This window comes from Solibacillus sp. CAU 1738, from assembly GCF_039888725.1.
Lineage (GTDB): Bacteria > Bacillota > Bacilli > Bacillales_A > Planococcaceae > Metasolibacillus.
On the sequence record NZ_JBDQQN010000003.1, the window covers coordinates 195,488 to 219,853 of the forward strand.

The following is a 24,366-nucleotide window of genomic DNA, read 5'->3' on the forward strand; positions in this document are numbered from 1 at the left end:
CACGCTTCAATTATTAAGGAAGCTATTTTAGGAGGATAAAGAATGAAAAACAGTAAAACCATCCTCACACTTTTTCTTATTTTCTGGACGGTATTTGCAGGGTTAACGTTTCTCAATCAAGGTTCCAGTATATTGGGGAAATCGTATTTTACATCGGATGAATTTAGTAATCAGCGAGAAGAATTTTATGAAGGTCTCAGTCGCTATGTGCTAACAAATTTTGACGCCGAGAAAGCGAAAGAAACGATTCAAGTGACAAATGAGGAAATTGACTATTATAAAAATTATTATGGGACGTTGGAGGATCAAGTTCAAAATATAGTATGGCAATATGAGGGACGTTTAGACGATAAAACGCTCGATGAAGATGTGAGAGCTCTCTTAAAGGAAGAACGCGACAGAAAAATTGCCGCAGTGAAGAAAAACTTCACGGATGATGAACATGTTGCTGAAAAAATCCGTACTGTAAAAGAACAAATGATTGATGGATACGCGAAAGAATTTGAGCGTGATAAAAAACAGTTTTTATCAACTTATAATTATTTTGCTTTTGAATTTAAGAATATCGAAACAGGCGAGATTATTACGGCGAAAGATGTTAATGAGGCAGCTCTTTTTACACAAAAATTTACGGAAGGATCCTATTTTAGATCAACTCCGGAGTTTTATATAGATGCAGACAGCAGGTATATTGATGATGGTGGGTCAATACTAAATCGTGAGATGTATATTTCGTTGGACGAGCAGCGCTATACAGGTATAGTAACGGTACCGAAATCGATGTTGAAAAATGCCGAATTCAAGCAAAACTATGAAGCATTTACACTGTCTAAAATCATTCATTATATTGTGTGGGGCACAGGGATTATTACGCTTATTTTACTGCTTACTGTCATGAAGCCAGAGCGTGAGCAATTTGAAAATTTATTCCCACAAGCTAGACCTTATTTTAATAAATTGCCGATTGATATAGTTCTCGGGGTATGGCTGTTTGCTTTCATGTTGTTAATTGCTATGTTAAATGGATTAGGGAGTACGATTTATAGTTTCGCTTATTTTAGATTTGACCACTATAATCTTTTTAATTTGCTAGAGCTTGCCGTATTATTTGTTTTGACAGCAGTGCTGTTAGCGGCATTGATTACGAGCACGGTATGGATGCTATCTGATATTCGAGATATAGAGAAATGGAAAAAATCTGTGTCGTTACGTATTGGGGAAGCAGTAGAAGAGGTCTTTTTAAATCGTTCGATTGGTGTACAAACATTAGCAATGCTTATTGTCTTTTTCCTTGCAGGGGTAGGCTTTACTGGTGTGTTGATAGCGCCTGAATTATTACTTGTGTACATTCCGCTCTTTATTTTCGTATTGATGCCGACATTATACGTGTTCCTTCGTCGCATGGGCTACCTAAACCGTGTAATGAAACAGACGAAGGATATGGCAGAGGGACGCTTAACAAGTGATGTTGTTGTAAAAGGAAAGTCACCGATTGCGGATCACGCGAAAAATTTGAACGAATTACGTGAAGGTGTGCGCAAATCGATGAGCGAGCAAGCTAAAAGTGAGCGCTTAAAAACAGAGCTTATTACAAATGTTAGCCATGATTTACGAACTCCGCTGACATCGATTATTACGTATACCGATTTACTGAAAAACCCTGATTTAGAAGAAGAAGAGCGCTTAAAATATATTGACATTCTCGATAAAAAATCAGCGCGACTAAAAACATTAATAGAAGATTTATTTGATGTATCGAAAATGGCAAGTGGTAATGTAGAGCTTATGAAGCAGCGAGTGGATTTAGCACAACTGTTGCAGCAGGCAGTGGGCGAGCATGGAGAGGATTTCGCTGCACAAAATTTAGATTTACGTGTTAATATCGAAAACCAACCGATTTTTGCCTATGTAGACGGTCAAAAATGGTGGCGTGTCATCGATAATATTATTGTCAATGCGCGTAAATATTCACTTCCTAATACACGTGTTTATGTAACGTTGAAACAAACAGGAACTGAAGCCGAATTTACCGTAAAAAATATCGCCAAGTATGAGCTTACTGAAAACGTCGATGAATTAACTGAACGCTTTAAACGAGCAGATACTTCTAGACATACAGATGGCTCTGGTTTAGGATTAGCGATTGCGCAATCAATTGTCGATTTGCATGGTGCTAGAATGAAAATTGAAGTAGATGGCGATTTATTCAAAGTCGTTGTCACAGTGCAAGCTGCGTTTTAATAAAAGAGGAGAAATCGCTTATGATTTCTCCTCTTTTCTTACTTGAGTTGATTGGCGCGCACGATTAAGAAAATTATTAGGATAATGGTCAATGCGGCGTATGCTATACCGAGCCATTCACCGATAAATTCAAGTCCAAATGGCAGTAATATGGTCATGAATCCTAGTATATACATTGAAATACCGAACATTTTCCCAAGTGCCTTTGTATCACCTTTAAATGTGGAAGCATCGAAACCTGCAATCAAATGATAATATTCCTTTTTCCAAATAAGCCAGCCAGCTAGTATAATGCCGATGCCAACAAAAAGACAAATAATAAAACCGCCGATAATTTCTGGATCCATATGATCACTCCTTTCTTTACTATACGATTATGCGTTATTCGAAGTTTTAAGTGTTATATTTTTCTAGAATACACAGACAATGCTATACTTTTAAAACAGTATATTAAGTATAGGAGGCGCTGTACGTTGCCAATTTTAATAGGAATTATTGTTGTCATTATTTATAGTGCGATTACTTTTTACATAGGTTGGAATATAAATGCATGGCTAGTATCATGGAGCGTACACATACCGAATCTATTATTTTGGTCATTACTTTTTGCTGTGTCCTTTGGCTTTGTTTTAGGACGCTTACATGAATGGCTGAGACCACTATCGGTTATTGGGAGTTACTGGATGTTTGTGCTACAGTATGGAATTGCATTAAGTGTTATCGCCAATTTATTCGTCTTTTTTACACCGCTATCGGTACGTTTGGTAGGTAGCGTGGCATTACTTCTTTTTATTATGCTATTTATTATCGGCTCGTACAATGCGTATTCACCGGTTGTGCGTGAGTTGACAATTAATATGGATATTGATGAACCAATGACCGTAGTTGTAGGGTCTGATTTCCATTTAGGTGTACTCTCAGATAAAGGACATTTACAAAAGTTCGTTGATTTATCAAATGAGTATAATCCAGATGTTGTGTTACTAGTTGGAGATTTAGTTGATGATGATCCACTCTGGTTTGTCGAAAAAGGGATGGGGGAAGTCATGTCGCAGTTAAAATCTACATATGGTGTGTACGGGGTGCTCGGTAATCATGAATATTATGGCAAGAAAATTCCCTTACTAGTGGAAGAAATGAAACAGGCCAATGTTAAAATATTACTTGATGAAACTATTTTAGTTGGCGAACGTTTTTATTTAACAGGGCAAGAAGATATAACGAATAAAAACCGACTTGGGCTTGAACAATTAGCACCAGAACAAAAGGATTTTCCATGGATTGTCATGAATCATACGCCAAATGATTTACAAACACCGGCTAATGCAGGGGTGGATTTGCATTTATCTGGGCACACTCATTTAGGGCAAATGTGGCCGAATCACCTTATAACAGGTAAAATGTTTGAGGTAGATTACGGTTACAAAAAGAAAGATGATATGCATACACTTGTATCGAGCGGTTTTGGATTTTGGGGTCCGCCAACACGTATAGGTAGCCGCTCTGAAATGTGGGTCGTGCATATTAAAAGCGATGGACAGTAATAGAACATTCGTGTATTGTATTTGAGTATTGAACAATGTAGAGGAGTCTTATTATGGAATTTATTGAGTTATTAAAGGCGCTTATCCTCGGATTTGTCGAAGGGATGACGGAGTTTGCGCCAGTTTCATCAACAGGTCATATGATTATTGTTGATGATATGTGGCTGAAAACAAAGGAGTTTTTAGGTCCGGGATCAGCTAATACATTTAAAATCGTCGTACAGCTTGGGTCCATTTTAGCGGTTGTAGTTGTCATGTGGAAGCGTATGCTAAGCTTAGTCGGTTTATATAAAATCGATGGACAAAAAGCATCAGGGAATTTTAATTTAGGACATGTAATCATTGGAATTATTCCAGCAGGTGTATTCGGCGTATTATTTGAAGATTTTATTGATGAAAATTTATTCAGTGTTAAAACCGTAGTTATAGGATTAATCATTGGTGCGATTTTGATGATTGTTGCCGATAAATTCGGTCCGAAAAGACCAGCCATTACCTCTTTAGATAATATCTCATATGGTAAAGCATTTAAAATTGGGCTCGTACAATGTTTATCATTATGGCCAGGATTTTCACGTTCTGGTGCCACAATTTCAGGTGGGGTACTTCTTGGTTTAGACCATAAAACGGCAGCAGACTTTACGTTTATTATGGCAGTACCTATTATGGCAGGTGCGAGTGGTTTATCTTTACTAAAAAACTGGGATCAAATTAATGCAGATCACTTTTGGTTTTATGCAGTAGGGTTCATTAGTGCTTTTGTTTTTGCGTTAATTTCAATTAAATTCTTCTTGAAATTAATTTCACGTGTGAAACTAACGCCATTCGCTATTTACCGAATCGTATTAGCGGCCATTTTAATTTTTGTATTATATTTATAATGGTTAGGAGCTGTTCAAAAAGTTCGTTTTTTACGACTTATTTGAGCAGCTTTTGCTTTTGGTAGAAAGAGTACCCCGCAGTATATTTCCCGAAGTTCATTTTAACGAATGTATACTATAAAAGGCGTAGGAATTTGCTTCCTACGCCATAAACTTATTTATTAAATAAATCAAACAGCCCGCCGATGCCGCCTTCGCCTTTAGATTGACCACCGCCGCCTTGAGTTATTGGTGCGGCTGAGAATACACGACTTGCTAAACGGCTAAATGGTAATGATTGTACCCAAACTGTACCAGGACCAGAAAGTGTTGCTAAAAATAATCCTTCTCCACCGAATAAAGCAGTTTTAACGCCGCTTACCATTTCGATATTGTAGTCTACATTTGAAGTCATTGCGACTAAGCAACCTGTATCTAAACGTAAAGTTTCGCCAGGCTGTAAATCTCTTCGGTGAATTGTACCACCTGCATGGATAAATGCCATGCCGTCCCCTTCAAGTTTTTGCATAATAAAGCCCTCACCACCGAAGAAGCCCGTACCTAATCGACGTTGAAATTCTACGCCGACCGTTACACCTTTAGCTGCTGCTAAAAAAGCATCCTTTTGACAAATGATTTTGCCGTTATACTCACGTAAATCCATTGGAATGATTTTACCAGGGTAAGGAGATGCAAAAGAGACGTGACGTTTGCCAGAGCCTACGTTTGTGAATGTCGTCATAAATAAGCTTTCACCTGTAATTAAACGTTTACCGGCGCCCATTAATTTTCCCATTAAGCCCCCGCCCGAATGAGCTCCGTCTCCAAATATAGTTTCCATGCGAATTTGATCATCCATCATCATTAAGCTTCCTGCCTCAGCGATAACTGTTTCATTTGGATCCAGCTCCACCTCAACAAATTGCATATCATCGCCGTAAAGTTTGTAGTCAATTTCGTGATTGTTCATAATTAATGTCCTCCTTAGAAAAACTATCCTACTGATAATATGTACGTTTGATTGCTTCAAGAAGTTTCATACGAGAAACAAAAGATATTAATATTTTGATTGGAGAAAAAAAGGGTTTAAGGTAGAAAATGTCGAATCAATATACTGTATTATCAGAATTTTCATAAAAGGAAGGGGAGGCGTAATGGACTTAAAGAATTTTATCGGCGGAGAATGGGTGGATAATAATTTACAAACGATGCCAATTATTAATCCGGCCACGGGAGATCAACTAGGAACGATACCACTCTCAACGAAAACAGAAATTGATGCAGCTGTAAATGCAGCAAAAAAGGCACAAAAGCATTGGGCGCTTGTTCCTGCGCCAAAGCGTGCGGATTATTTATATGAAATTGGATTTAAATTAAAAGAGAAAAAAGAATATTTAGCACAAGTACTAACACGTGAGATGGGCAAAGTTATTGAAGAAGCGCGCGGTGAAGTACAAGAAGGTATTGATATGGCCCTTTATATGGCAGGCGAAGGACGCAGATTGTTTGGGGAAACAACGCCATCTGAGCTTGCGAACAAATTTGCGATGAGTGTACGTGCACCGATTGGGGTTGTGGGCCTTATTACACCATGGAATTTCCCGATTGCGATTGCTACGTGGAAGGCATTCCCTGCGCTTGTTGCAGGCAATACGTTTGTTTGGAAGCCATCCAATGAAACGCCGATGATGGCTTATGAACTGGCGAAAATTTTTGAAGAAGTAGACTTACCAAAAGGCGTTGCGAATATCGTATTCGGTACAGGACCAACAATCGGTACCGCAATGGTTGAGCATCCGGATATTCGCGTAATTTCCTTTACTGGATCGACTGCTACAGGTAGTAAAGTGGCGGAGTTAGGCGGTAAACATTTGAAAAAACTATCGCTCGAGATGGGCGGTAAAAATGCAGTTATCGTTATGGATGATGCAGATTTGGATCTAGCAGTGGAAGGTATAGTATGGAGCGCGTTCGGTACAGCTGGACAGCGTTGTACAGCGTGTAGCCGAGTCATCGTACATAGCTCGGTGAAGAAAGTGCTCGAGGATAAGCTTCTTACTGCAATGGAACGCATTACAATTGGTGATGGACTTGACCCACATGTGAAAGTCGGACCAGTTATTAATAGAGCAGCACTAGAGAAAATTAATCACTATGTTGGCATCGGTAATCAGGAAGGTGCAACATTACTAACAGGCGGGCGTATTTTAACAGAAGCTCCGTTAGATAGAGGTTTTTACTTTGAACCGACCGTCTTTACCGATGTGAATGCGGACATGATTATTGCACAAGAGGAGATTTTTGGACCTGTCATTAGCATTATTGAAGTAGCTAATTTAGATGAAGCGATTGCTGTAAATAATAGTGTGCGATTCGGGTTATCAAGTTCTATTTTCTCACGCGATGTGAATACGATATTTAAAGCACAGCAACTTTTAGATACAGGTATTGTGTATGTCAATGCTGGTACAACAGGGGCTGAAATTCACTTGCCGTTCGGTGGCACAAAGGGGACAGGGAATGGCCACCGCGATTCTGGGCAGGCAGCGCTTGACGTGTATACAGAATGGAAAAGTATTTACGTCGACTACAGCGGCACGTTGCAGCGCGCTCAAATTGATACATGATAAATGGAATATAAGCAACCGTAAACACTTGGCAAGCGCTGGTGAAGACTGACTAGTATGCTAGCGCAAGGGGGAAGGAACCGAAGTAACATTGGGGTGCGGTGTGATTCATAACAACAAGAAGAAAAATGGTATGCGCACATGTTGCTTTCTTAGAGAGAACTCGAAACTATAATAAAGGGGATGGGTTACATGAAAGTAGTAGTTCTAGGTGCAGGCTTAATGGGGAAAGAGGTAGCGCGTGATTTAATTGCTAGTGAATCTGTTGAAAAAGTGTATTTAGCAGATGTAGCCGTAGAAATGGTAGAAACTTTCATAAGTACATTAAATACAGACAAGATTGAAGCAGTACAATTAGATGCACATTGTGATGAAGACCTTCGTGAAGTGCTTGCAAAAGGGAATGTAGCAATTAATGCCCTGTTTTATGAATTCAACGAGCGTGTGGCAAAAGCAGCCATTGCAACAGGTGTGCACGCTGTGGATTTAGGTGGTCATATTGGGGGTGTGACGGAAAAAATCTTACAATTGACGGAGGAAGCAAAAGCTGCTGGCGTTACAATTATACCGGATTTAGGTGTAGCACCGGGTATGATCAATATTTTAGCAGGCTATGGTACGACAAAGCTCGATTCAGTAGAGTCTATAAAGCTATTCGTAGGAGGCATACCAACAGAGCCTAAGCCTCCGCTCGATTATACACGTGTATTCTCGCTTGATGGCGTGTTTGATCATTATACAGAGCCATCAAAAGCGATTCAAAAAGGGAAGTTAACAGAAGTAGAATCATTAACAGGAGTCGAGCCGATTTATTTCGATGAGTTTGGCGTATTAGAGGCATTTTATACATCAGGCGGCATTTCAACGTTATATAAAACATTCCCTAATTTAAAAACACTTGAGTATAAAACAATTCGCTATAAAGGGCATGCGGAGAAATTTAAGCTACTCGCGGATCTTGGTTTCTTAGATAAGGAAAATATTGTGCAAGCTGAAGGACGTGATGTAGGCGTACGTGAGGTTGTACGTGAAGCGCTGAAGAAAAAGCTCGACCTTGGGAACAATATAGATGCCGTATTACTGCGTGTAATTATTGCAGGTGAAAAATCAGAGGAACAAATAACGTATGAGTATGAAATGGTTGTGAAAAAGAATACGGAGGTCGGTGTGACGGCGATGGCACGTGCAACAGCATGTACGATTTCTGTTGTTGCACAAATGATTGGCAGTAGTGTGATTAAGGAGCGTGGTGTATTCGCACCAGAGGTAGTTGTTCCGGGTGAAGCATATATCGCGGAAATGGCGAAGCGTGGCGTTGTTATTAAAGAAACATCGCACCGCTCAGCGATGATTGTTAAATGGTAAAAAAATTGCCTAGCGGGGCGTGTCCCTGCTAGGTTTTTTGTATACAAATTTAGTCCTGTTGGCCCGAGACCGCCCCGAGGAGGCTCAACGGACGCCCCCAGGAAAGCATGCTTGCGCAACGGAAATCAACACTAGTTATGGTAATGGACCAAATTTAGTAATTAATAATAAAAATTGTAACTAAATGTAGCGGTACCCGTCTAATGTATAAAAGCAAGGAAAAGGAGTGAAGTAAATGAAGGGGAAATTATATGTTGGAGGAATAATTGCGATTATTTTTGTTCTATTCGCTTCAACTGTAATGTTTTTCGATAAGAAAATCGAAGCCTATGCGGCATCTGCTGTATTCGTTGACCAGCCATTTAACGCTTATTTTTCAGGTGAAATAAAAGAGGGAAGTTTAACAGACGGCAGTGTTTATGTAGTAGATAAGGGTACTGGTAAAAAGGTTGACGCTACGTTATTGTTGAGCGGATCAAATAATTCCGTTATCATTTCGGGTTTAAAGGTCGGCTCCTACACACTTCATGTCGAGAAAAACGCTTTTAAGAAAATATCAGTACGCAATTCGAATAAGACTGTTGAATTTACTGTTGTGGATGAAATTAAGCAGCTTACATCTGAACAGGATTTAAAAACGTATTTCGAAACAGTACTTAACTTTGAAAATGAGCGTTATGGCAACGCACAAACTGAAAGTAATTTTTCAAATTCTGCAAAAGAAGAATCTGTAGCAATGGATTCTGCATCAGGCGGTACGGGTTCGTCTCGTCATTCCACAACGAATAACCAAGTGGAGGATATTGAAGAAGGAGATATTGTTGTTACAGATGGTCGCTATATTTATTCGATTGGGGACAATCAATTAATTATTACAGATGCGAGTAATCCAAAAAATATGAAGGTTGTATCGAAAAAGACATTTAAAGAAAATGCGTATCCAACAAAGCTCATGTTGCACGGCAAATTGTTAATTGTAGCGTATGACAGTTATGAGGAGCGCCCGATTAAAGGGAAGGATTATATGCAGCATTTGGCGCTTTCGAAATTTGCCTTTTACAATGTGAGCAATGTGAAAGATCCTCAGCTTGTGCGTGAAATTGGGCAGGAGGGTATGCTTGCAGGAGTGCGCAAACACGGTGATGTGCTATATATGGTAACGAATACAACGCCGAATTACTGGTTAATGCGTGAGAAAGTAGATGTAGAATTACGTCCATTCATTTTTGATAGTAATGAGCAAAATACGTCTGAACCGATGCCAATTGAAAAAATAACAATTTTCCCAGGCAGTTCAGAGCCAAATTACACAATATTATCGGCTATTGATTTAAAGGATTTTGCAAAAAATGAAGTAAAAACAGAGAGCTACTTAGGTAGTGGCTCGCAACTGTATATGTCCCCGAAAGCAATTTATGTAACATCACCGAAGTACGATTATACGGCTCCGGCCTCAACAAAACGTATGTTAATAGATTGGATGCCGTCTATAGTTAATACACAAATTTATAAATTTTCGATTAATAAAACAGCCATTAAAATGACTGCGGAAACGACAGTAAAAGGTACGATTTTAAATCAGTTCTCAATGGATGAGTACGACGGTCATTTCCGTGTAGCGACTACAGAAGGAAATGCTTGGGGTAATGATGCAAACTCAAAAAATCATTTATTCATTTTAGACAAAAACTTAAATCAAGTAGGCTCTCTAAACGATTTAGCGCGTGGCGAACGTATATACTCTGCTCGTTTCATGGGCGACAAAGCGTATATCGTGACATTTAAACAAGTCGACCCATTGTTTGTCATCGATGTGGCAAACCCAGCAAATCCGAAAGTTCTTGGTGAGTTAAAAATACCTGGATTTAGTAACTATTTACATCCTTTAGATGATAATCATTTAATCGGCATTGGTTATGATACGCAAGTACGCATCGATAGCTATTCGAAGGAACCATTCGTCATAACGAAAGGGATGAAGCTAGCATTATTCGATGTGAGTGATTTAGCAAATCCGAAAGAAAAAGATGCGGTTATTATCGGCGGACGCGGTACGTATTCGGATGTGCAATATGATCACAAGGCATTATTCCGTGACGAGGAAAATCATTACTACGGCTTCCCGATTACCATTTATGCAGATAAAGGGGAGTATGATGCGGTTTATAAAGGAACGGGTTCGCAAGTTTATGAGGTGACGACAGAAGGAATTAAGTTAAAAGCAGACCTTGTGACACTAGCAAAAGCGGGTGAGCAATATGAGCAGTGGGAAAAGGTTGTGCGTCGTATGATTTATATTAATGACGCCCTGTATACAGTAGCGCAAGGTGAAATTGTGAGTTACGATTTGAAAACATTTAAGAAGCTAGATGCTATTTCGCTGCAATATAAGGTGGAAAAGAATTGAGCGAAACCTTGTGTTGTTTGGAGAGGCATATGTACGAATCCTGCATGAGAGCGGAGTAATTTATGTTGCTCGAGGAGGATAAATTTTTAGCTCACGGTAAGGCTAAGATGAATAACGATAAATATAAGATAAATAATAAAACCGCTCGAATTACGAGCGGTTTTGTTTATCTGTATGGCAAAATTTCACTAACTGTGACAAATTGATAGCCTTCATTTTGTAAATATTGTAGTACTGGTTCTAAGCCGTCTGCTGTAGAAATGTGAATATCATGCATTAAAATAATGGCGTTATTATGCATATTATTTTTCACAGAAGGTAGTAGCTTCTTAGCATCTCGGTGCTTCCAGTCGAGTGTATCAATAGACCAGTTTACGACAGGAATTGGGATGAGCCCGTTCACGCGTTGATTAGTTGCCCCGTATGGTGGACGGAACACGGTAGCTGGCTTGCCGGTCGCTTGCATAATGGCTTTTTCTGTTGAATTAAATTCCTCGAGCACTTGCTTGGAAGACAGTTTTGTAAGCATAGGGTGACTCCAACTATGGCTGCCTATTTCATGTCCGGCATCATACACTTCTTTTGCAATGTCAGGATAATACTGTACGCGATTACCGAGCATAAAGAATGTTGCTTTCGCGTCATATTTCTCTAGTAGTTGTAAAATTTGCTTTGTCGCTTTTGGATCAGGTCCGTCATCAAAAGTAAGTGCAACACGTTTAGTACCATTCTGATTCTCTTTATCTGACACAATCGTATCTGCAGACACCATTTGCTCTTGGAATTGTTCGGCGAGCAGTGGGTTAATATAAGATAGAGGCATTATAACGGTTGGTACACCGACCGCTGGATTAGTAATTTCCCCTTTATCGAAATAAATGACAAGTGACTCATCTTGAATAGCGAATCGCTGGAATAAACGCCATTTCGGTTCAGTTTTTGCGAGCATCGTATCTTTTAATAATTGCCCTTTAAACTCTGTATTGTCTAAAATTTGCGAGCGGACATGGTTTGAAAATGTTTCTAAACTTTTTAAATCTTGATTTAGTAATGTACGAATATCAAGAATTTCACCAGTTTCATTATTGAAGAAAAATGTTTTAATTGAAGTCTCGTATGTTTCAGTATCAGTTGACATATGCTGCGTCAGTACAAAAGAATAATAATGATCTTTGTATGGATATGTTTCAAAACTAATATTTAATTCACCTGATACCGTTTCATCTTTCTCAGCATTTTTTTTAAGGCGCATTGCAGTTGTATAACGATCTTTTGATACAGTTATGTATTGTAAAAGCGATTCGTTAAAAGCATCGTACTCTGTTTGAGGATACTGAATTGCATAGGGCATCGTATCGTCATCAGAAATATCGGTTACAATGCGAATACCAGGAAATTTTGACTCCGCTTCGGTAATTTCGGATGATTGCTGCTCAGCATGCTCCTCATTCTGCGAGGCACTAGTCTTTTGGAATTTAAAATCATTGCCGATGACGGTGAAGAATACAATGGCTGAGGCTAGAATAATAATGGAGCCTATTAGGAGGATGTCAATCCAAGGTCCGAGTCTTTTTCTATATCGATTTTTCATGCTACGTGCGCCCCTTTCTATGATAAAATATAGACGTTTAGATGAAGGAAAAAGACTATTAAATATAAAAATATTTAATGTTTCGATACGATGAGCACAACGTAAGGAGGTTGGCACGTGATAGACCAACAGCAAAATGAGATGGCCATAGATTGTTTTTTGCTCGCAGGCCGAATAATGATGGAAAGTGGCGCTGAAACGTATCGCGTGGAAGATACGATGTTGAGAATGGCCCGGTCGCAAAATATGAGCGATGCACAAAGTTACGTCACGCCGACGGGTATTATCTTTTCACTTGGAGGTACCCATCCAACACGTATTACATCTATTTCAACGAGGATTACCGATTTACATCGTATCGTTCTCGTTAATAATGTATCACGAAAGCTTACATCTCAAATGATAACATTAGAACAGGCTTATGACGAGTTAAAGAAGATACAAAAAACGAACTATTTTTTACCAATTGCGCTACAAGTTTTAGCAGCTTCAATTGCGAGTAGCTGTTTCCTAATATTATTTAAAGGGATGTGGAGTGATATGCCAGCCGCATTTATTGCGGGAGGCGTAGGGCTATATGTTGTGACAATGGTACATGGTTTCACTAGAGTGAAGTTTTTCTCAGAGTTTTTAGCAGCACTTGTTGTCGGTACTATTGCGTATTTTGCAGTACAGTTTGGCTATGGTACAGAAATTGACAAAATAATTATCGGCTCCGTTATGCCGCTTGTACCTGGTTTACTTATTACAAATGCAGTGCGTGATTTAATGGCGGGGCATTTCATAGCAGGGATAGCTAAAGGGGCAGAGGCCTTTTTAACGGCTTTTGCAATCGGCTCGGGAATTGCACTTGTGCTCGCGTTTTAATCTCTTTCAATAGCGTGATTTTGTTACTAAAGAGTAGCGATAAGTTCAAGTGTGCCGAGGTGAATGAATTGGGAGGAATTTATGGATTATGTTATTCAAGCAATATTGAGTTTCGTTGCGACGGCGTGTTTCGGTGTCATTTTTAATGCACCGACGAAAGCTATTCCGTATTGTGGTTTTGTTGGCTCAATTGGCTGGTCGATTTATTACGCGCTTAGCGTGCAAGGGATTGATGAAGTAAGAGCGTCTTTTATTGGTGCGTTTGTAGTAGCAATTGTGGCACAACTGTTTGCACGTCGTTATAAAATGCCGATGATCATTTTTAGTGTTTCTGGCATCATCCCACTCGTACCAGGGGGGATTGCATATAACACGATGCGAAATATTGTGGAGCTTGATTATGCAATGGGTATTCAAAACGGGATGCGCGCCTTTATGATTTCCGGTGCCATTGCAATGGGGCTAGTATTTGCAGAAATTATTATGCAAATATTATTAAGGATGATGAGCAAAGGGAAAACGTCAATCCAGTCCTTTATAAAGTTAAAAAAACCTAGGTAAATTGGATAATTGAAAAGGGATGTTCGGCATTAATACTAACCGAGCATCCCTTCTATTATTTAGTAGAATTATAGAACTTCGTAACTTCAGCTGCTGTTATAGGTTTGCTAATATAAAAGCCTTGTGCTAAATCACAGCCGAAGCTTTTTAACAGTTTTTGTTGCTCAGCTGTTTCTACACCTTCAGCAAGCACTGTTAAATTCATTGATTTTCCGAATTGGATCATACCGTGCATAAGAAGTTGTGATTTTTCAGATTTCAGTAAAGAATTTGTAAATGTTTGATCTATTTTTAGTATTTCAATAGGTAATAGCTGCATATAACGGAATGAGGCATAGCCTGTCCCAAAATCATCAAGAGCAAAGACAATACCTTCCCGCTCTAGCTGACGCATCTGTTTAATAATTGATGTTTCGCCTTCCGCCTCAAGGGCAAATTTCTCAGTAATTTCAATTTGAATTAAATCCCCAGGGCAATTTGTCCGTACTAGCGTATCTATAATCGAGCGTGCCATATTTTTGTCGCGGAATTCGCGCACAGATGAGTTAATGCTCACTCTTAACGGGATGCCCGCTGCGTTCCATGCCAATGCTTGCTCACATGCTTTTTCTAGCATGAATGAACCGATATTATGAATTAAGCCAGTTTCCTCGGCTACCGGAATTAATTCGTCTGGTGATACAACACCAATTTCCTCATCTTCCCAACGAACTAGTGCTTCGACCGCAACGATTTTCCCAGTTTTCATATCAAGTTGAGGTTGATAAAGAACTTTTAAATTTTTTTGATCAAGTGCAAGTAGTAAACGTTTTTCGATTAATGACTTTCGATATAACGCTTTATGATTTTCTTTCGATAAAGAAACAATGCTATCTCCGCCAGCTTCACGTACGTTTATAATAGCTGCAAGGGAAGCTTTCATTAACTGCGCAAACGTTGATTGATCCTCCGGTGATCGCGTAATTCCTCCGCTAATCGAAATAGGTACAGCGACATTGCCATTGTAAATCGGATGTTGTTGCATATATGTTAAGAAACCTTGTATAAACCATTCAGGCAGCGGTGTAATGACTACGAAATCGTTTTCGTTAATGCGTGCCATCGTACTATCTTGGAAATACATTTTCATACGTTTTGTAAATTCTACTATTAAGCTATGCTCTGGATCTCCATTTTGCATATCCTTTAATGTGTAAAATTTATCGATACTCATATAAACGAATGAAAAATGACGGCCTTCTTCAATCATTTTTGTAGTGATATGCTCTAGGCGATGAACATTCATAAAGCCAGTTTCTGTATCAATGTACGCTATTTTTTCAAGTTGTAATTGTATCGTTTTATCTTTTGTAATATCTTTTTCAATTAATATAAAGCTTGAATTTTTTGTAGAGTGATCGGCTGTTGGAATCGCAGTTAAATGCGTCCAGTATGTTTGACCATCTTTTTTTGCTTTCTGCACCTCACCTTGCCAAACGTTACCATTATTTAACGTTCTCCAGATCGTTTGTGCGATATGTGTGCTGGCCTCTGTATCCGGGAATAGTTGCCAAAATGTTTTCCCTAGTACTCGCTTCGGTGTCCAGTGACTCATTTTTAAAAACAGTGGATTGCAATGTGTAATAAACCCCTCGTAATCTAGTGTGACTACCATAAAAGAAGACATGATCCCTTTTTTTAAATCAATTAATTCTTGGTTTTCATTACTAAGCATGCGCATCTCTTGGATTGGCAAACACATAACTAATGTTGCCAATTGACCGTCAAAAAGACAAGGTTTAGTGATGATGGAAACATCGACTAGCTCTTCGGTTTTCGTTAAAAGCTGTAAGTTATCAAGGCGAATGGATACTTCAGTAGTAACGATATCGTGCAATATTTCAGACGCTACAGGGGAAAAAAATTGCTCTCTGATAATAGCCGGATTTTGTACAAAATCATCAGCAGAGTAACCAAAAAATTGTTCGCTCTTATCGCTCCATTTTATCAATTGGCTTAGCTTGCCGATTACAAAAGAAGGGAACGGAGCCTCTTCCAATAATTTATTATTAACGTTATATATTTGTAGGCTCATAAAATTTATCTCCTCTGTTCATATAAATATACTATCATTATAGAATAAGTTAAGGTGTATAGTCATTACCATTGTAATAACAATAATTTAATAATGTAAAATATCGGGTATAAACTACTTATTGGAAATTTAAATTAATAAAAAAGTAATACAAATTAATGGGAATTTGTATTGAGTATAAGTGCTCTGATTTATAGAAATATATTTCTTTTTATGTATAATCTTCACTATTAATTTTCTAATTAGTTAATGAATAAGGAAATATATATTACTTTTTGTGCGATGCAATGAAATGAAAAATATTGCTCTAGTATTTGTTGGTGATATAGTAAAATAATACAATTAAGAGCAAAAAGATGAAAAACTTAACCATTTATATAGTCGTATATAAATTATATAGTATAAAGTGTTTTAAGTATATTGAAGTGTATTTATCAAAATGTCAAAAAGAATCTTTATACCTAAACGGAAGACAATCTATAACAATTTAAAATAACTAAAATTATAGATGAGGGTAAAATGTGAGCATGTTACCAACTGCTAATTGTGAAGTAGTATGTTCTTTAGTTTATCTACGGTATTTTGTATTTACAAAACGGCTGCGGATTATTATTTGATTCATTAGCAAAAACATTGCAAGATTCTTCAATTTGAATTTACTGAAAATTATGGCATAATTATATTTCGGGTTACAAAATAATTTTACATAAAGCGTAGTTGGCTGCTACCAAGGGGTGTCGCAATGAAAACAGTTTTTTCTTATATTAAACCATATAAATGGCCAGCACTTATTGCGTTAACGTTGATGTTAATTGAGTTATTTGTTGAGCTTGTGCAACCACTTATTATGGCGAAAATTATTGATGAAGGCATTTTAGCGAGTAATGGGGATGCGATTTGGTTGTGGGGAGCTGTCATGTTTGGGCTGGCTCTAGTAGCACTTATTTCTGGTATAACAAACTCTTACTTTTCTTCTCATGCAGCGCAAAGTTTTGGCTATGATTTACGAAATGAGCTATTTAGTAAAATCCAATCTTTTACGATGGCAACGTATTTAAAATTTCCTACATCTAGCCTCATTACACGGTTGACGAGCGATATTACGCAAGTGCAAAACGTGTTTTTTATGAGTTTACGTATAATGTTACGCGCACCACTAGCTGTTATAGGTAGTATGATTATGGCGTTTGCTGTTAATGCAAAAATGGCACTGTTTTTAGTCATTGGGGCGCCAATTTTACTGTTATTTTTAGCTTTTATGGTGAAGCGCGGAGTTGCTTATTTTAGTCATGTACAAAATCGTCTTGACCGTGTGAATCGCGTGTTGCAGGAAGGTTTGCAGGCGGTTCGCTTAGTGAAAGCATATATGCGAGGTCAGTATGAATCGAGCCGCTTTGAAAAGGTAGCAGACGCATTGAAATTTGATACGATGAAGGCGCTACGAACGATGGAGCTTATTATGCCGGTACTACTACTTGTTATGAATTTCAGTTTACTAGCAGTTCTTTGGTTTGGTGCACGTGAAGTAAGTGCTGGATCGGCACAGGTTGGTGATTTAGTAGCGGTTGTTAACTATGCAATGCGTATGACCGGGGCGTTTTCGATGTTTGCCTTTATAATTGTCGCGTTTGCGCGTGCGAAAGCGTCGGCGGAGCGTATGGAAGAAATATTATTAATTGAAGACGGGCTTGAAGTACGTTCGGGACAAGCGATTGATTTTGCTGAAGAACAGCTTGGAACGGTACGCTTTAATAATGTGTCATTTGCTTATAATGATACACCAGTGTTACGGAATGTATCCTTTGATGTGAAGCAAGGCGAGAAGCTAGCAATCATGGGAGCTACTGGCGCTGGAAAATCATCACTTCTTAGCTTAATACCTCGTTTTTATGAAGCAACTTCGGGTACAGTATTTGTCAACGGACGCAACGTACTCGATTGGGATTTAGATGCATTACGTGCGATGATTGGCTTTGTGCCACAGCAATCACTGCTCTTTACCGGCTCAATATCTGAAAATGTTGGATGGGGTAAAGTGGATGCGGGGCTTGGCGAAATTGAAGCAGCTGCAGCCAAAGCGCAAATTCATGAAGCGGTGGAAAGCTTTCCGAATGCATATAACACACGTGTAGGGCAAAAGGGCGTCAATTTATCAGGCGGACAAAAGCAGCGCCTATCTATTGCACGTGCACTTATTCGGAAATCCCAAATTTTAATATTAGATGATAGTACGTCTGCGCTTGATGTAAAAACGGAGGCAGCGTTGTGGGATGCGTTAGAGGAAGAGCGTGCAACGATGCTTGTCGTGACACAAAAAATTCGGACAGCGCGCGGAGCAGATCGTATATTACTTTTAGACGCCGGACAAGTAGTTGGTTTTGGGTCGCATTCGGAGCTAGTGCAAACAAACGAGCTCTATAAAAAAATTGCGCAATCGCAGCAGGAACAGGGGGAGCATTCATGAAATTTCTTGAAAAACCTTTTGGCTACGAGCGTGTTTTAACAAAGGAAGATTTACAAAAGAAGGTAGTAAAGAAAAAAGGTCCACGCGCTAGTGACTGGAAAAGTACGCTCGGTCGTATTTGGAAAATCGTTGATGAACAGCGAGCTTTACTTGTCATGGTTCTGCTCATGGTTGTTGTGAGTTCGGCGCTAGCACTCATCGGACCATTTTTAATTGGTAAAATGATAGATCACTATATTGTGCCTGGTAATTTTAAGGCTATGTTACCGATGATTGTGGCGCTAATTGCTATTTATATTGTGTTATCAGTTTCACTTTACTTGCAAAACTACTGGATGATTGGGGTCGCACAGCAAACGATTTACCGTATGCGTACAGGTGTTTTTCATAAGCTACTACGTTTGCCGGTTAGCTTTTTCGATAAAAGGCAGCATGGGGAATTAATGAGCCGTGCGACGAATGATATAGAAACGGTTAGTGCTACATTAAATAGTGCGTTTATTCAAGTGTTTTCAAGTGTGTTAACGTTAACAGGGACGTTTATAGTAATGATGTATTTAAGTCCTCTATTAACGTTGCTTACGATGACTATTATTCCGATAATGTTCATTGCGATGCAGTGGATTACACGTCGCACAGGGAAGTTATTTAAAGAACAACAGGCCGCGGTCGGTGCACTAAATGGCATGATTGAAGAAACGATTTCTGGACAGCGTGTGATTAAAGCATTTTCTCAGGAAGAACGAGTGAAGGAAGAGTTCAGGGAGAAAAGTGCTCTTCTTCGAAAGACAGGATTTTGGGCGCTAGCATATTCGGGTTATATTCCGAAAGTAATGAACGCCTTGAACAACGCAAGCTTTGCAATTGTTGCAGGAATTGGCGGTATTCTGGCATTAAATGAATACGTAACAATCGGGACAATCGTTATTTTCACAGAATATGCTCGTCAATTTACGCGCCCGTTAAATGATTTAGCGAACCAATTTAATACCGTCCTATCTGCTATCGCGGGTGCGGAACGTGTATTTGCAATTATGGACGAGCCGGCAGAAGTGGAAACAGGCAGATTACCAGCAGATCATCAATTGCACGGTGCAGTAGCTTTTAGTGATGTGTCGTTTAAGTACGAACAGGCGGAAGAAGAGTATACACTACGTCATGTAAGTTTTAAGGTGGAGCCTGGTCAAACAGCGGCGTTAGTTGGAGCGACAGGAGCTGGAAAAACGACCATTATGCAGCTCATTGCTCGCTTTTATGATGTTGATGAGGGTGCTGTTTTGTTTGATGATGTAGATGTACGTGACTTAACGCGTGAAACATTGCGTAGTCAAATGGCGTTCGTGCTTCAAGATCCGTTTTTATTTGAAGCGAGTGTCTACGAAAATATTCGCTACGGTAAGTTGGATGCTAGTGATGCTGACATTGTAGAAGCGGCGAAAAAAGCAAATGCGCATGATTTTATTACGAAGTTACCGAATGGATATGAAACCGTATTAACCGCGGATGGTAGTGAAATTTCACAAGGGCAAAAGCAGCTTTTATCAATCGCTCGCGCATTAGTTGCAGACCCAGTCATTTTATTGCTAGACGAAGCAACAAGTAGTATCGATACAGTAACTGAATTGAAAATCCAAGAGGCCCTTGAAGTATTAATGCAAGGGCGTACAAGTTTTGTTATTGCACATAGATTGAATACAATTCGAAGCGCAGATGTCGTATTTGTAATGCAGAAAGGTGAGCTAGTTGAGGCAGGCCCGCAAAGCGACCTAATTGCAAAAGGCGGCATCTATGCTTCAATGCTCAAGGCACAAGAGGATCTCGCGTAGATCCTCTTTTTTTGGATAGAGAAGTGAAACCTATAGAAAACGGAGGTCAAGGTCAGGCCGAGTCGCCGGTAAAAATGGAATATCGCCGGTAACAGGAGGAGGTCAGCCAAAAAACGCCACGTCGTGTGGCAAAGGCTGACTGACCTGCGTCGTGCAGGCCCAAGTCGCCGGTAAAAATAGGATTATCGCCGGTAACAGGGGGAGGTCAGCCAAAAAGCGCCACGTCGTGTGGCAAAGGCTGACTGACCTGCATCGTGCAGGCCCAAGTCGACCGAAAATTGAAAATTTCACTTATTATCAAAATATCTTGCTCTTTCTAGAAGTTGCATGAATGAACCTCTTCCTCTAGAATTAGTGTCATATTTTACGTGAAGTGGAGTTTAAAAAAATATGAATTTTTCAGCGATTACAGTGTCGTTTCCAATTGACGAGGAGACATTTGGGGAATTGAAGGCTTTATGTCAAGAGGCAGCGCAAGCAGACGCGGCTAATTATGAGCTAGTGATGAATTTACACGCAGCAAGAAACTACGAGATGTCGGGCTTTTATGTATTAGTGTATGACGACGAGCAAAATAAACTTGTCGGCATGGCGAGCGCAGTAGATATGATGGGGCTAAAAACATTCGAGTGGTCAGTGCTCGTATCGCCAATGTATCGCCAGCTCGGTATAGGGAATGCATTAGTCAATGTGCTACAAGAAGGTATGGCAGTACGCGGTGCAGAAGGGGAGCTCGCATTAACAGTGGAAAACAGTCCATTCGGTGCAAATTATTTAATGAAAAAAGGGTATCACTATAGTTTTTCAGAGGCGACGCTAGAGGCCAAGGCAGAAATGATGACTCCTTATGATGGATTAACTATTCGCCGGTTCGAATTCAAGGATACATTGGCGCTTGTAGAAATTTTTAGTGCTGCGTTTGGTGATACGCTTGAGGAAGCGCATGAATTAATTGAATTTAATTCTACAACAGCAGATCTTATTTTGTGGGTAGCTGAAGTTGATAATGTCGTCGTTGGAACAGTCACAACACGCAAGGAAGGAGAAGTACAGTGGGTAACGGCGCTTGCTGTGCATCCAGAGTTTGAAGGGCGTGGTATTGGATCAGCGTTACTTAACTGGGCAAAGGATTTTGCATACCGTGGTGGTGAGAAAACGGTGTTACTCGATGTAGAGATTGAAAACTTACGTGCGTTATCCGTGTATGAAAAAGCCGGCTTTATAAAATCCATGCAAATTGATTATTATGTGTATGGAGGTTGATGTGTAGGTGATGAGATAAATCATGTTGCCGATACAGTCAATAGAAGAGAAAATAGCTAACTAACAATTTACATTACTTCATCAAAACACGCTAAACTAACATAATCGCCCCCTTTACACCATATACTAGTGTAAAAGGGGGCGATTTTTTGCGTTTACCTGCATTGCCGAAGAAACGGTATGAAAAAGAATCACGTTTTAATTTGGGGAAATGGCGTGAAAGATTAGTGAAAAGATGGTTCCCGAAAAAACCATTTTTTAAAGTACCTGCCCGTAAAAAGTAGCCATAATATGAGTGGATAGCGATTGCAGCACTAAGAATTTCCCCGTAAACAAAGTGGATTATTGTTTTCTATAAATCTAGCTAAGATTACTTTGTTAGTAAAAATGTTTCCTTCGATGGGCCGATTAAATATAACTCATGCATGGCGCGAGTTAGTGCAACATAGAGCAGTTTGCGATCAATCGAGTGGTTGTAAAATGGTGTGTCAAAGGCAGCGATAATAACCGCATCAAACTCGAGTCCCTTTGCTAAATGTGTTGGGATAACTAGGAGTTTTGTTTGATCTATACCAGAGTTTTCATCTAGTCCCGCAGCATCCACTCCATAAGCAACTAGCTTTTTTACGAATGCTTTTGCTTCAGCTGACGTTTTACAAATAAGCGCGACACTATGGTGTCCATTTGCTTGAATTGCATCATATGTTTCGGCAATGAGTGTAGCATCAAAGGTAGTGCTTTCAATGAAGACCGGTTCCTTGCCATGTCGAACAACTGGTTCAACTAGCGGTAAGTCTTCATCCATTTGAGCTAGCACGCTATTTGCTACTTCCATAATTTCGATAGTTGTACGATAACTTTTTTGCAGGGTGGAATATGTCGCACGTGGAAATAATTCGAGTACGGGCGCCCATTCAGTAACAGATCGGTAGCTATGAATACCTTGCGCGAGATCGCCAACCATCGTGAACATATCTGTTTCTAAGCCGGTCTTTAATGCAGCAAGTTGGAACAAACTATAATCTTGTACTTCATCAATAAAGACAACGCGCATTTTCCACTTGTCGTCGATGCCTTTAATAAGTGCGTGCAAATAATAGAGCGCAGCCAAATCCTCAAGCGCCCATTTTTCCTTTTCATGTGCGCGCAAAAATTGCTCCTGTTCCTCAAAAGTCCATTCCGGAGAGAGCTCCTGTAAAAGTAGACGATTCGTCATAATATTGCGGTAAGCCGGTTTTATTTTCAATTTAACGAATTTCTTCATATAAACAGATGTTGTTGTTTTCGCCTCAGCTTTAATTTTCGGTATGCGCGCATCCCGTTCGTCGATATATTTTGTAACGATGCGACGACGTTTTTCCGCATCACGAATACCATTCAGTGCGCGGCCAAGCGTTTCCTCGTAGCGGTCATTAAGCGTCTTTAATACCGCAGTTGTCTTCCGTTTCACTTCTGTTTGTATGATTTTCTTAATACGTTCTAGCCGTTTTTCAATCGGCATATAGGCAAATTCATGTAAAAATAATTTTTGCAAATGGCTCCCACGTATAATGCGGTATTTTTCGATAAAGACATCATCAAAAAGGGCGGCTAGCTTTTTCTCATACAATTTCACATACCGGTCCATAATGTCTCGATAAACGAGCAAACCCTTTACTTGTGAAATGGAAAAAGAAGAAGTTATACCCGTATCGCTTTCTATAATTTGCTCTAGCTGCTCATTCGGATTTTGTAGCTTTAGTTTAATACCTGTCGCATTTTGCACATAATCCGCATAGGTCGTTTGGCAAATTTTATCAACACCGAGCTCTGGTAAAACGTCACCAATATATTCGATAAATAGATTATTTGGCGCTAAAATCATGAGCTGCTCCGGTTTGAAATGTTCGCCCATCGTATATAAAAAATATGAAATACGGTGCAAGGCAATCGTCGTTTTACCACTGCCTGCAGCGCCTTGTACTAAAATGGGCTGTCTTAATTGCGCACGGATAATTTCATTTTGTTCCTTTTGAATTGTCGACACGATTTCCGTTAAACGCACGTCTGCTTTTCCTTCAAGAGCTTCTTGTAACAATTCGTCATTTGTCGTTAAATCGACATCGCGAAAATCGATTAACTCGCCATGTTCAATTTTATATTGGCGCTTGGCAAATAAATGACCAGATTGCTCCTCATCGCGCACTTGATACGTTAAATCGCCAAGTCTGCCGTCATAGTACACATTCGCAACAGGTGAGCGCCAATCGACAATGATTGGCTCATGTGTTTCACGATGGAAAAGTGATGTTTTTCCGATATATAAAAATTCCTCTTCTTCTCCGTCGCGTTGGAAATGGATACGAGCGAAGTACGGCTTTTTCTTAACCGCTTCTAAGCCTTCCTTTTGCGTACGAGCCATTTCAAAGAATCGTGAATTCGATAATATATTCAAATAGCTATCACTTGAGTCGATATATTCAACACTCGCCATTGCTGAGCGAATATTCTCCTGCGCTGATTTTAAATCACGCTCCGATTGGGCTAATATTTCATGCATATACTCTTTAGTGTACTTTAATCGCGCTACTTCTTTTATGTAATCCGGATGCTCTATCATATCCATTCCTCCAATCGCTTCTTAAGTCAGAAATTCATCTTATCAAAAAATGGCAGTAGCAGGCAAGCGCTACCCTG

The 24,366-nt window shown here is 39.5% G+C and carries 17 protein-coding genes; 12 read left to right on the top strand and 5 right to left on the bottom strand.

Annotated features, from left to right (window positions below; all coding sequences use genetic code 11):
* The first annotated feature begins 42 nt into the window (after positions 1-42).
* Positions 43-2,241, top strand: a complete 2,199-nt coding sequence (locus AAFN87_RS10465) for a sensor histidine kinase (RefSeq protein ID WP_347791010.1) — start codon at positions 43-45, stop codon at positions 2,239-2,241.
* Between the two features lie 38 nt (positions 2,242-2,279).
* Here the strand turns inward: AAFN87_RS10465 and AAFN87_RS10470 are convergent, their stop codons facing one another.
* The gene (locus tag AAFN87_RS10470; RefSeq protein ID WP_347791011.1) at positions 2,280-2,588 is read right to left on the bottom strand and encodes a DUF3784 domain-containing protein; all 309 of its coding nucleotides are present in this window, start codon (positions 2,586-2,588) and stop codon (positions 2,280-2,282) included.
* 126 nt (positions 2,589-2,714) lie between these two features.
* Between AAFN87_RS10470 and AAFN87_RS10475 the strand changes: the two genes are divergently transcribed.
* Positions 2,715-3,785 (top strand): metallophosphoesterase, encoded by a 1,071-nt coding sequence (locus AAFN87_RS10475; RefSeq protein ID WP_347791012.1) that lies wholly within the window; start codon positions 2,715-2,717, stop codon positions 3,783-3,785.
* Between the two features lie 53 nt (positions 3,786-3,838).
* Positions 3,839-4,666 carry an undecaprenyl-diphosphate phosphatase gene (locus tag AAFN87_RS10480; RefSeq protein WP_347791013.1) on the top strand — a complete coding sequence of 276 codons (828 nt, stop codon included), beginning with the start codon at positions 3,839-3,841 and terminating at the stop codon, positions 4,664-4,666.
* A 154-nt stretch (positions 4,667-4,820) separates the two neighbouring features.
* Here AAFN87_RS10480 and AAFN87_RS10485 read toward each other — a convergent pair whose 3' ends face one another.
* Entirely contained in the window at positions 4,821-5,615 is a 795-nt protein-coding gene (locus AAFN87_RS10485) for a TIGR00266 family protein (RefSeq protein WP_347791014.1), read from the bottom strand.
* A 184-nt stretch (positions 5,616-5,799) separates the two neighbouring features.
* Here AAFN87_RS10485 and AAFN87_RS10490 point away from each other — a divergent pair, with 184 nt between their 5' ends.
* The 3 genes from AAFN87_RS10490 to AAFN87_RS10500 all read left to right on the top strand — a co-directional run bounded on the left by AAFN87_RS10490 (position 5,800) and on the right by AAFN87_RS10500 (position 11,044).
* The gene (locus tag AAFN87_RS10490; protein WP_347791015.1) at positions 5,800-7,272 is read left to right on the top strand and encodes an aldehyde dehydrogenase family protein; all 1,473 of its coding nucleotides are present in this window, start codon (positions 5,800-5,802) and stop codon (positions 7,270-7,272) included.
* Positions 7,273-7,464: 192 nt separating this feature from the next.
* On the top strand, positions 7,465-8,637 hold the full coding sequence (locus AAFN87_RS10495; protein WP_347791016.1) for a saccharopine dehydrogenase family protein: 1,173 nt from the start codon (positions 7,465-7,467) through the stop codon (positions 8,635-8,637).
* Positions 8,638-8,872: 235 nt separating this feature from the next.
* Positions 8,873-11,044 carry a beta-propeller domain-containing protein gene (locus AAFN87_RS10500; RefSeq protein ID WP_347791017.1) on the top strand — a complete coding sequence of 724 codons (2,172 nt, stop codon included), beginning with the start codon at positions 8,873-8,875 and terminating at the stop codon, positions 11,042-11,044.
* A gap of 166 nt (positions 11,045-11,210) precedes the next feature.
* Here the strand turns inward: AAFN87_RS10500 and AAFN87_RS10505 are convergent, their stop codons facing one another.
* Entirely contained in the window at positions 11,211-12,635 is a 1,425-nt protein-coding gene (locus AAFN87_RS10505) for a polysaccharide deacetylase family protein (protein ID WP_347791018.1), read from the bottom strand.
* A 141-nt stretch (positions 12,636-12,776) separates the two neighbouring features.
* Here AAFN87_RS10505 and AAFN87_RS10510 point away from each other — a divergent pair, with 141 nt between their 5' ends.
* Both AAFN87_RS10510 and AAFN87_RS10515 read left to right on the top strand, forming a co-directional pair.
* Positions 12,777-13,502 (top strand): threonine/serine exporter family protein, encoded by a 726-nt coding sequence (locus AAFN87_RS10510; protein WP_347791451.1) that lies wholly within the window; start codon positions 12,777-12,779, stop codon positions 13,500-13,502.
* Positions 13,503-13,583: 81 nt separating this feature from the next.
* On the top strand, positions 13,584-14,063 hold the full coding sequence (locus AAFN87_RS10515) for a threonine/serine exporter family protein (protein WP_347791019.1): 480 nt from the start codon (positions 13,584-13,586) through the stop codon (positions 14,061-14,063).
* 55 nt (positions 14,064-14,118) lie between these two features.
* Here AAFN87_RS10515 and AAFN87_RS10520 read toward each other — a convergent pair whose 3' ends face one another.
* Positions 14,119-16,137 (bottom strand): EAL domain-containing protein, encoded by a 2,019-nt coding sequence (locus tag AAFN87_RS10520; protein ID WP_347791020.1) that lies wholly within the window; start codon positions 16,135-16,137, stop codon positions 14,119-14,121.
* A gap of 742 nt (positions 16,138-16,879) precedes the next feature.
* On the opposite strand from AAFN87_RS10520, the gene AAFN87_RS10525 reads away from it, so the two are divergent.
* The 4 genes from AAFN87_RS10525 to AAFN87_RS10540 all read left to right on the top strand — a co-directional run bounded on the left by AAFN87_RS10525 (position 16,880) and on the right by AAFN87_RS10540 (position 21,974).
* On the top strand, positions 16,880-18,601 hold the full coding sequence (locus AAFN87_RS10525) for an ABC transporter ATP-binding protein (protein ID WP_347791021.1): 1,722 nt from the start codon (positions 16,880-16,882) through the stop codon (positions 18,599-18,601).
* Positions 18,598-20,427: an ABC transporter ATP-binding protein gene (locus AAFN87_RS10530; RefSeq protein ID WP_347791022.1), complete on the top strand. Its 1,830-nt coding sequence runs from the start codon at positions 18,598-18,600 to the stop codon at positions 20,425-20,427. The genes AAFN87_RS10525 and AAFN87_RS10530 overlap by 4 nt, the downstream gene beginning before the upstream one ends.
* Positions 20,428-20,817: 390 nt before the next feature.
* Positions 20,818-21,690 carry a GNAT family N-acetyltransferase gene (locus AAFN87_RS10535; RefSeq protein ID WP_347791023.1) on the top strand — a complete coding sequence of 291 codons (873 nt, stop codon included), beginning with the start codon at positions 20,818-20,820 and terminating at the stop codon, positions 21,688-21,690.
* 149 nt (positions 21,691-21,839) lie between these two features.
* Positions 21,840-21,974 (top strand): hypothetical protein, encoded by a 135-nt coding sequence (locus AAFN87_RS10540; protein WP_347791024.1) that lies wholly within the window; start codon positions 21,840-21,842, stop codon positions 21,972-21,974.
* 86 nt (positions 21,975-22,060) lie between these two features.
* Here AAFN87_RS10540 and helD read toward each other — a convergent pair whose 3' ends face one another.
* Positions 22,061-24,289 carry an RNA polymerase recycling motor HelD gene (gene helD / locus AAFN87_RS10545; protein WP_347791025.1) on the bottom strand — a complete coding sequence of 743 codons (2,229 nt, stop codon included), beginning with the start codon at positions 24,287-24,289 and terminating at the stop codon, positions 22,061-22,063.
* Between the last annotated feature and the right edge of the window lie 77 nt (positions 24,290-24,366).

What these genes read in the sequence shown, in the direction of transcription:
- AAFN87_RS10465 (WP_347791010.1), top strand. Translation starts at nt 43, where the DNA reads ATGAAAAACAGTAAAACCATCCTCACACTTTTTCTTATTTTCTGGACG.
- AAFN87_RS10470 (WP_347791011.1), bottom strand. Translation starts at nt 2,588, where the DNA reads ATGGATCCAGAAATTATCGGCGGTTTTATTATTTGTCTTTTTGTTGGC.
- AAFN87_RS10480 (WP_347791013.1), top strand. Translation starts at nt 3,839, where the DNA reads ATGGAATTTATTGAGTTATTAAAGGCGCTTATCCTCGGATTTGTCGAA.
- AAFN87_RS10485 (WP_347791014.1), bottom strand. Translation starts at nt 5,615, where the DNA reads ATGAACAATCACGAAATTGACTACAAACTTTACGGCGATGATATGCAA.
- AAFN87_RS10490 (WP_347791015.1), top strand. Translation starts at nt 5,800, where the DNA reads ATGGACTTAAAGAATTTTATCGGCGGAGAATGGGTGGATAATAATTTA.
- AAFN87_RS10495 (WP_347791016.1), top strand. Translation starts at nt 7,465, where the DNA reads ATGAAAGTAGTAGTTCTAGGTGCAGGCTTAATGGGGAAAGAGGTAGCG.
- AAFN87_RS10500 (WP_347791017.1), top strand. Translation starts at nt 8,873, where the DNA reads ATGAAGGGGAAATTATATGTTGGAGGAATAATTGCGATTATTTTTGTT.
- AAFN87_RS10505 (WP_347791018.1), bottom strand. Translation starts at nt 12,635, where the DNA reads ATGAAAAATCGATATAGAAAAAGACTCGGACCTTGGATTGACATCCTC.
- AAFN87_RS10510 (WP_347791451.1), top strand. Translation starts at nt 12,777, where the DNA reads ATGGCCATAGATTGTTTTTTGCTCGCAGGCCGAATAATGATGGAAAGT.
- AAFN87_RS10515 (WP_347791019.1), top strand. Translation starts at nt 13,584, where the DNA reads ATGGATTATGTTATTCAAGCAATATTGAGTTTCGTTGCGACGGCGTGT.
- AAFN87_RS10520 (WP_347791020.1), bottom strand. Translation starts at nt 16,137, where the DNA reads ATGAGCCTACAAATATATAACGTTAATAATAAATTATTGGAAGAGGCT.
- AAFN87_RS10525 (WP_347791021.1), top strand. Translation starts at nt 16,880, where the DNA reads ATGAAAACAGTTTTTTCTTATATTAAACCATATAAATGGCCAGCACTT.
- AAFN87_RS10530 (WP_347791022.1), top strand. Translation starts at nt 18,598, where the DNA reads ATGAAATTTCTTGAAAAACCTTTTGGCTACGAGCGTGTTTTAACAAAG.
- AAFN87_RS10535 (WP_347791023.1), top strand. Translation starts at nt 20,818, where the DNA reads ATGAATTTTTCAGCGATTACAGTGTCGTTTCCAATTGACGAGGAGACA.
- helD (WP_347791025.1), bottom strand. Translation starts at nt 24,289, where the DNA reads ATGATAGAGCATCCGGATTACATAAAAGAAGTAGCGCGATTAAAGTAC.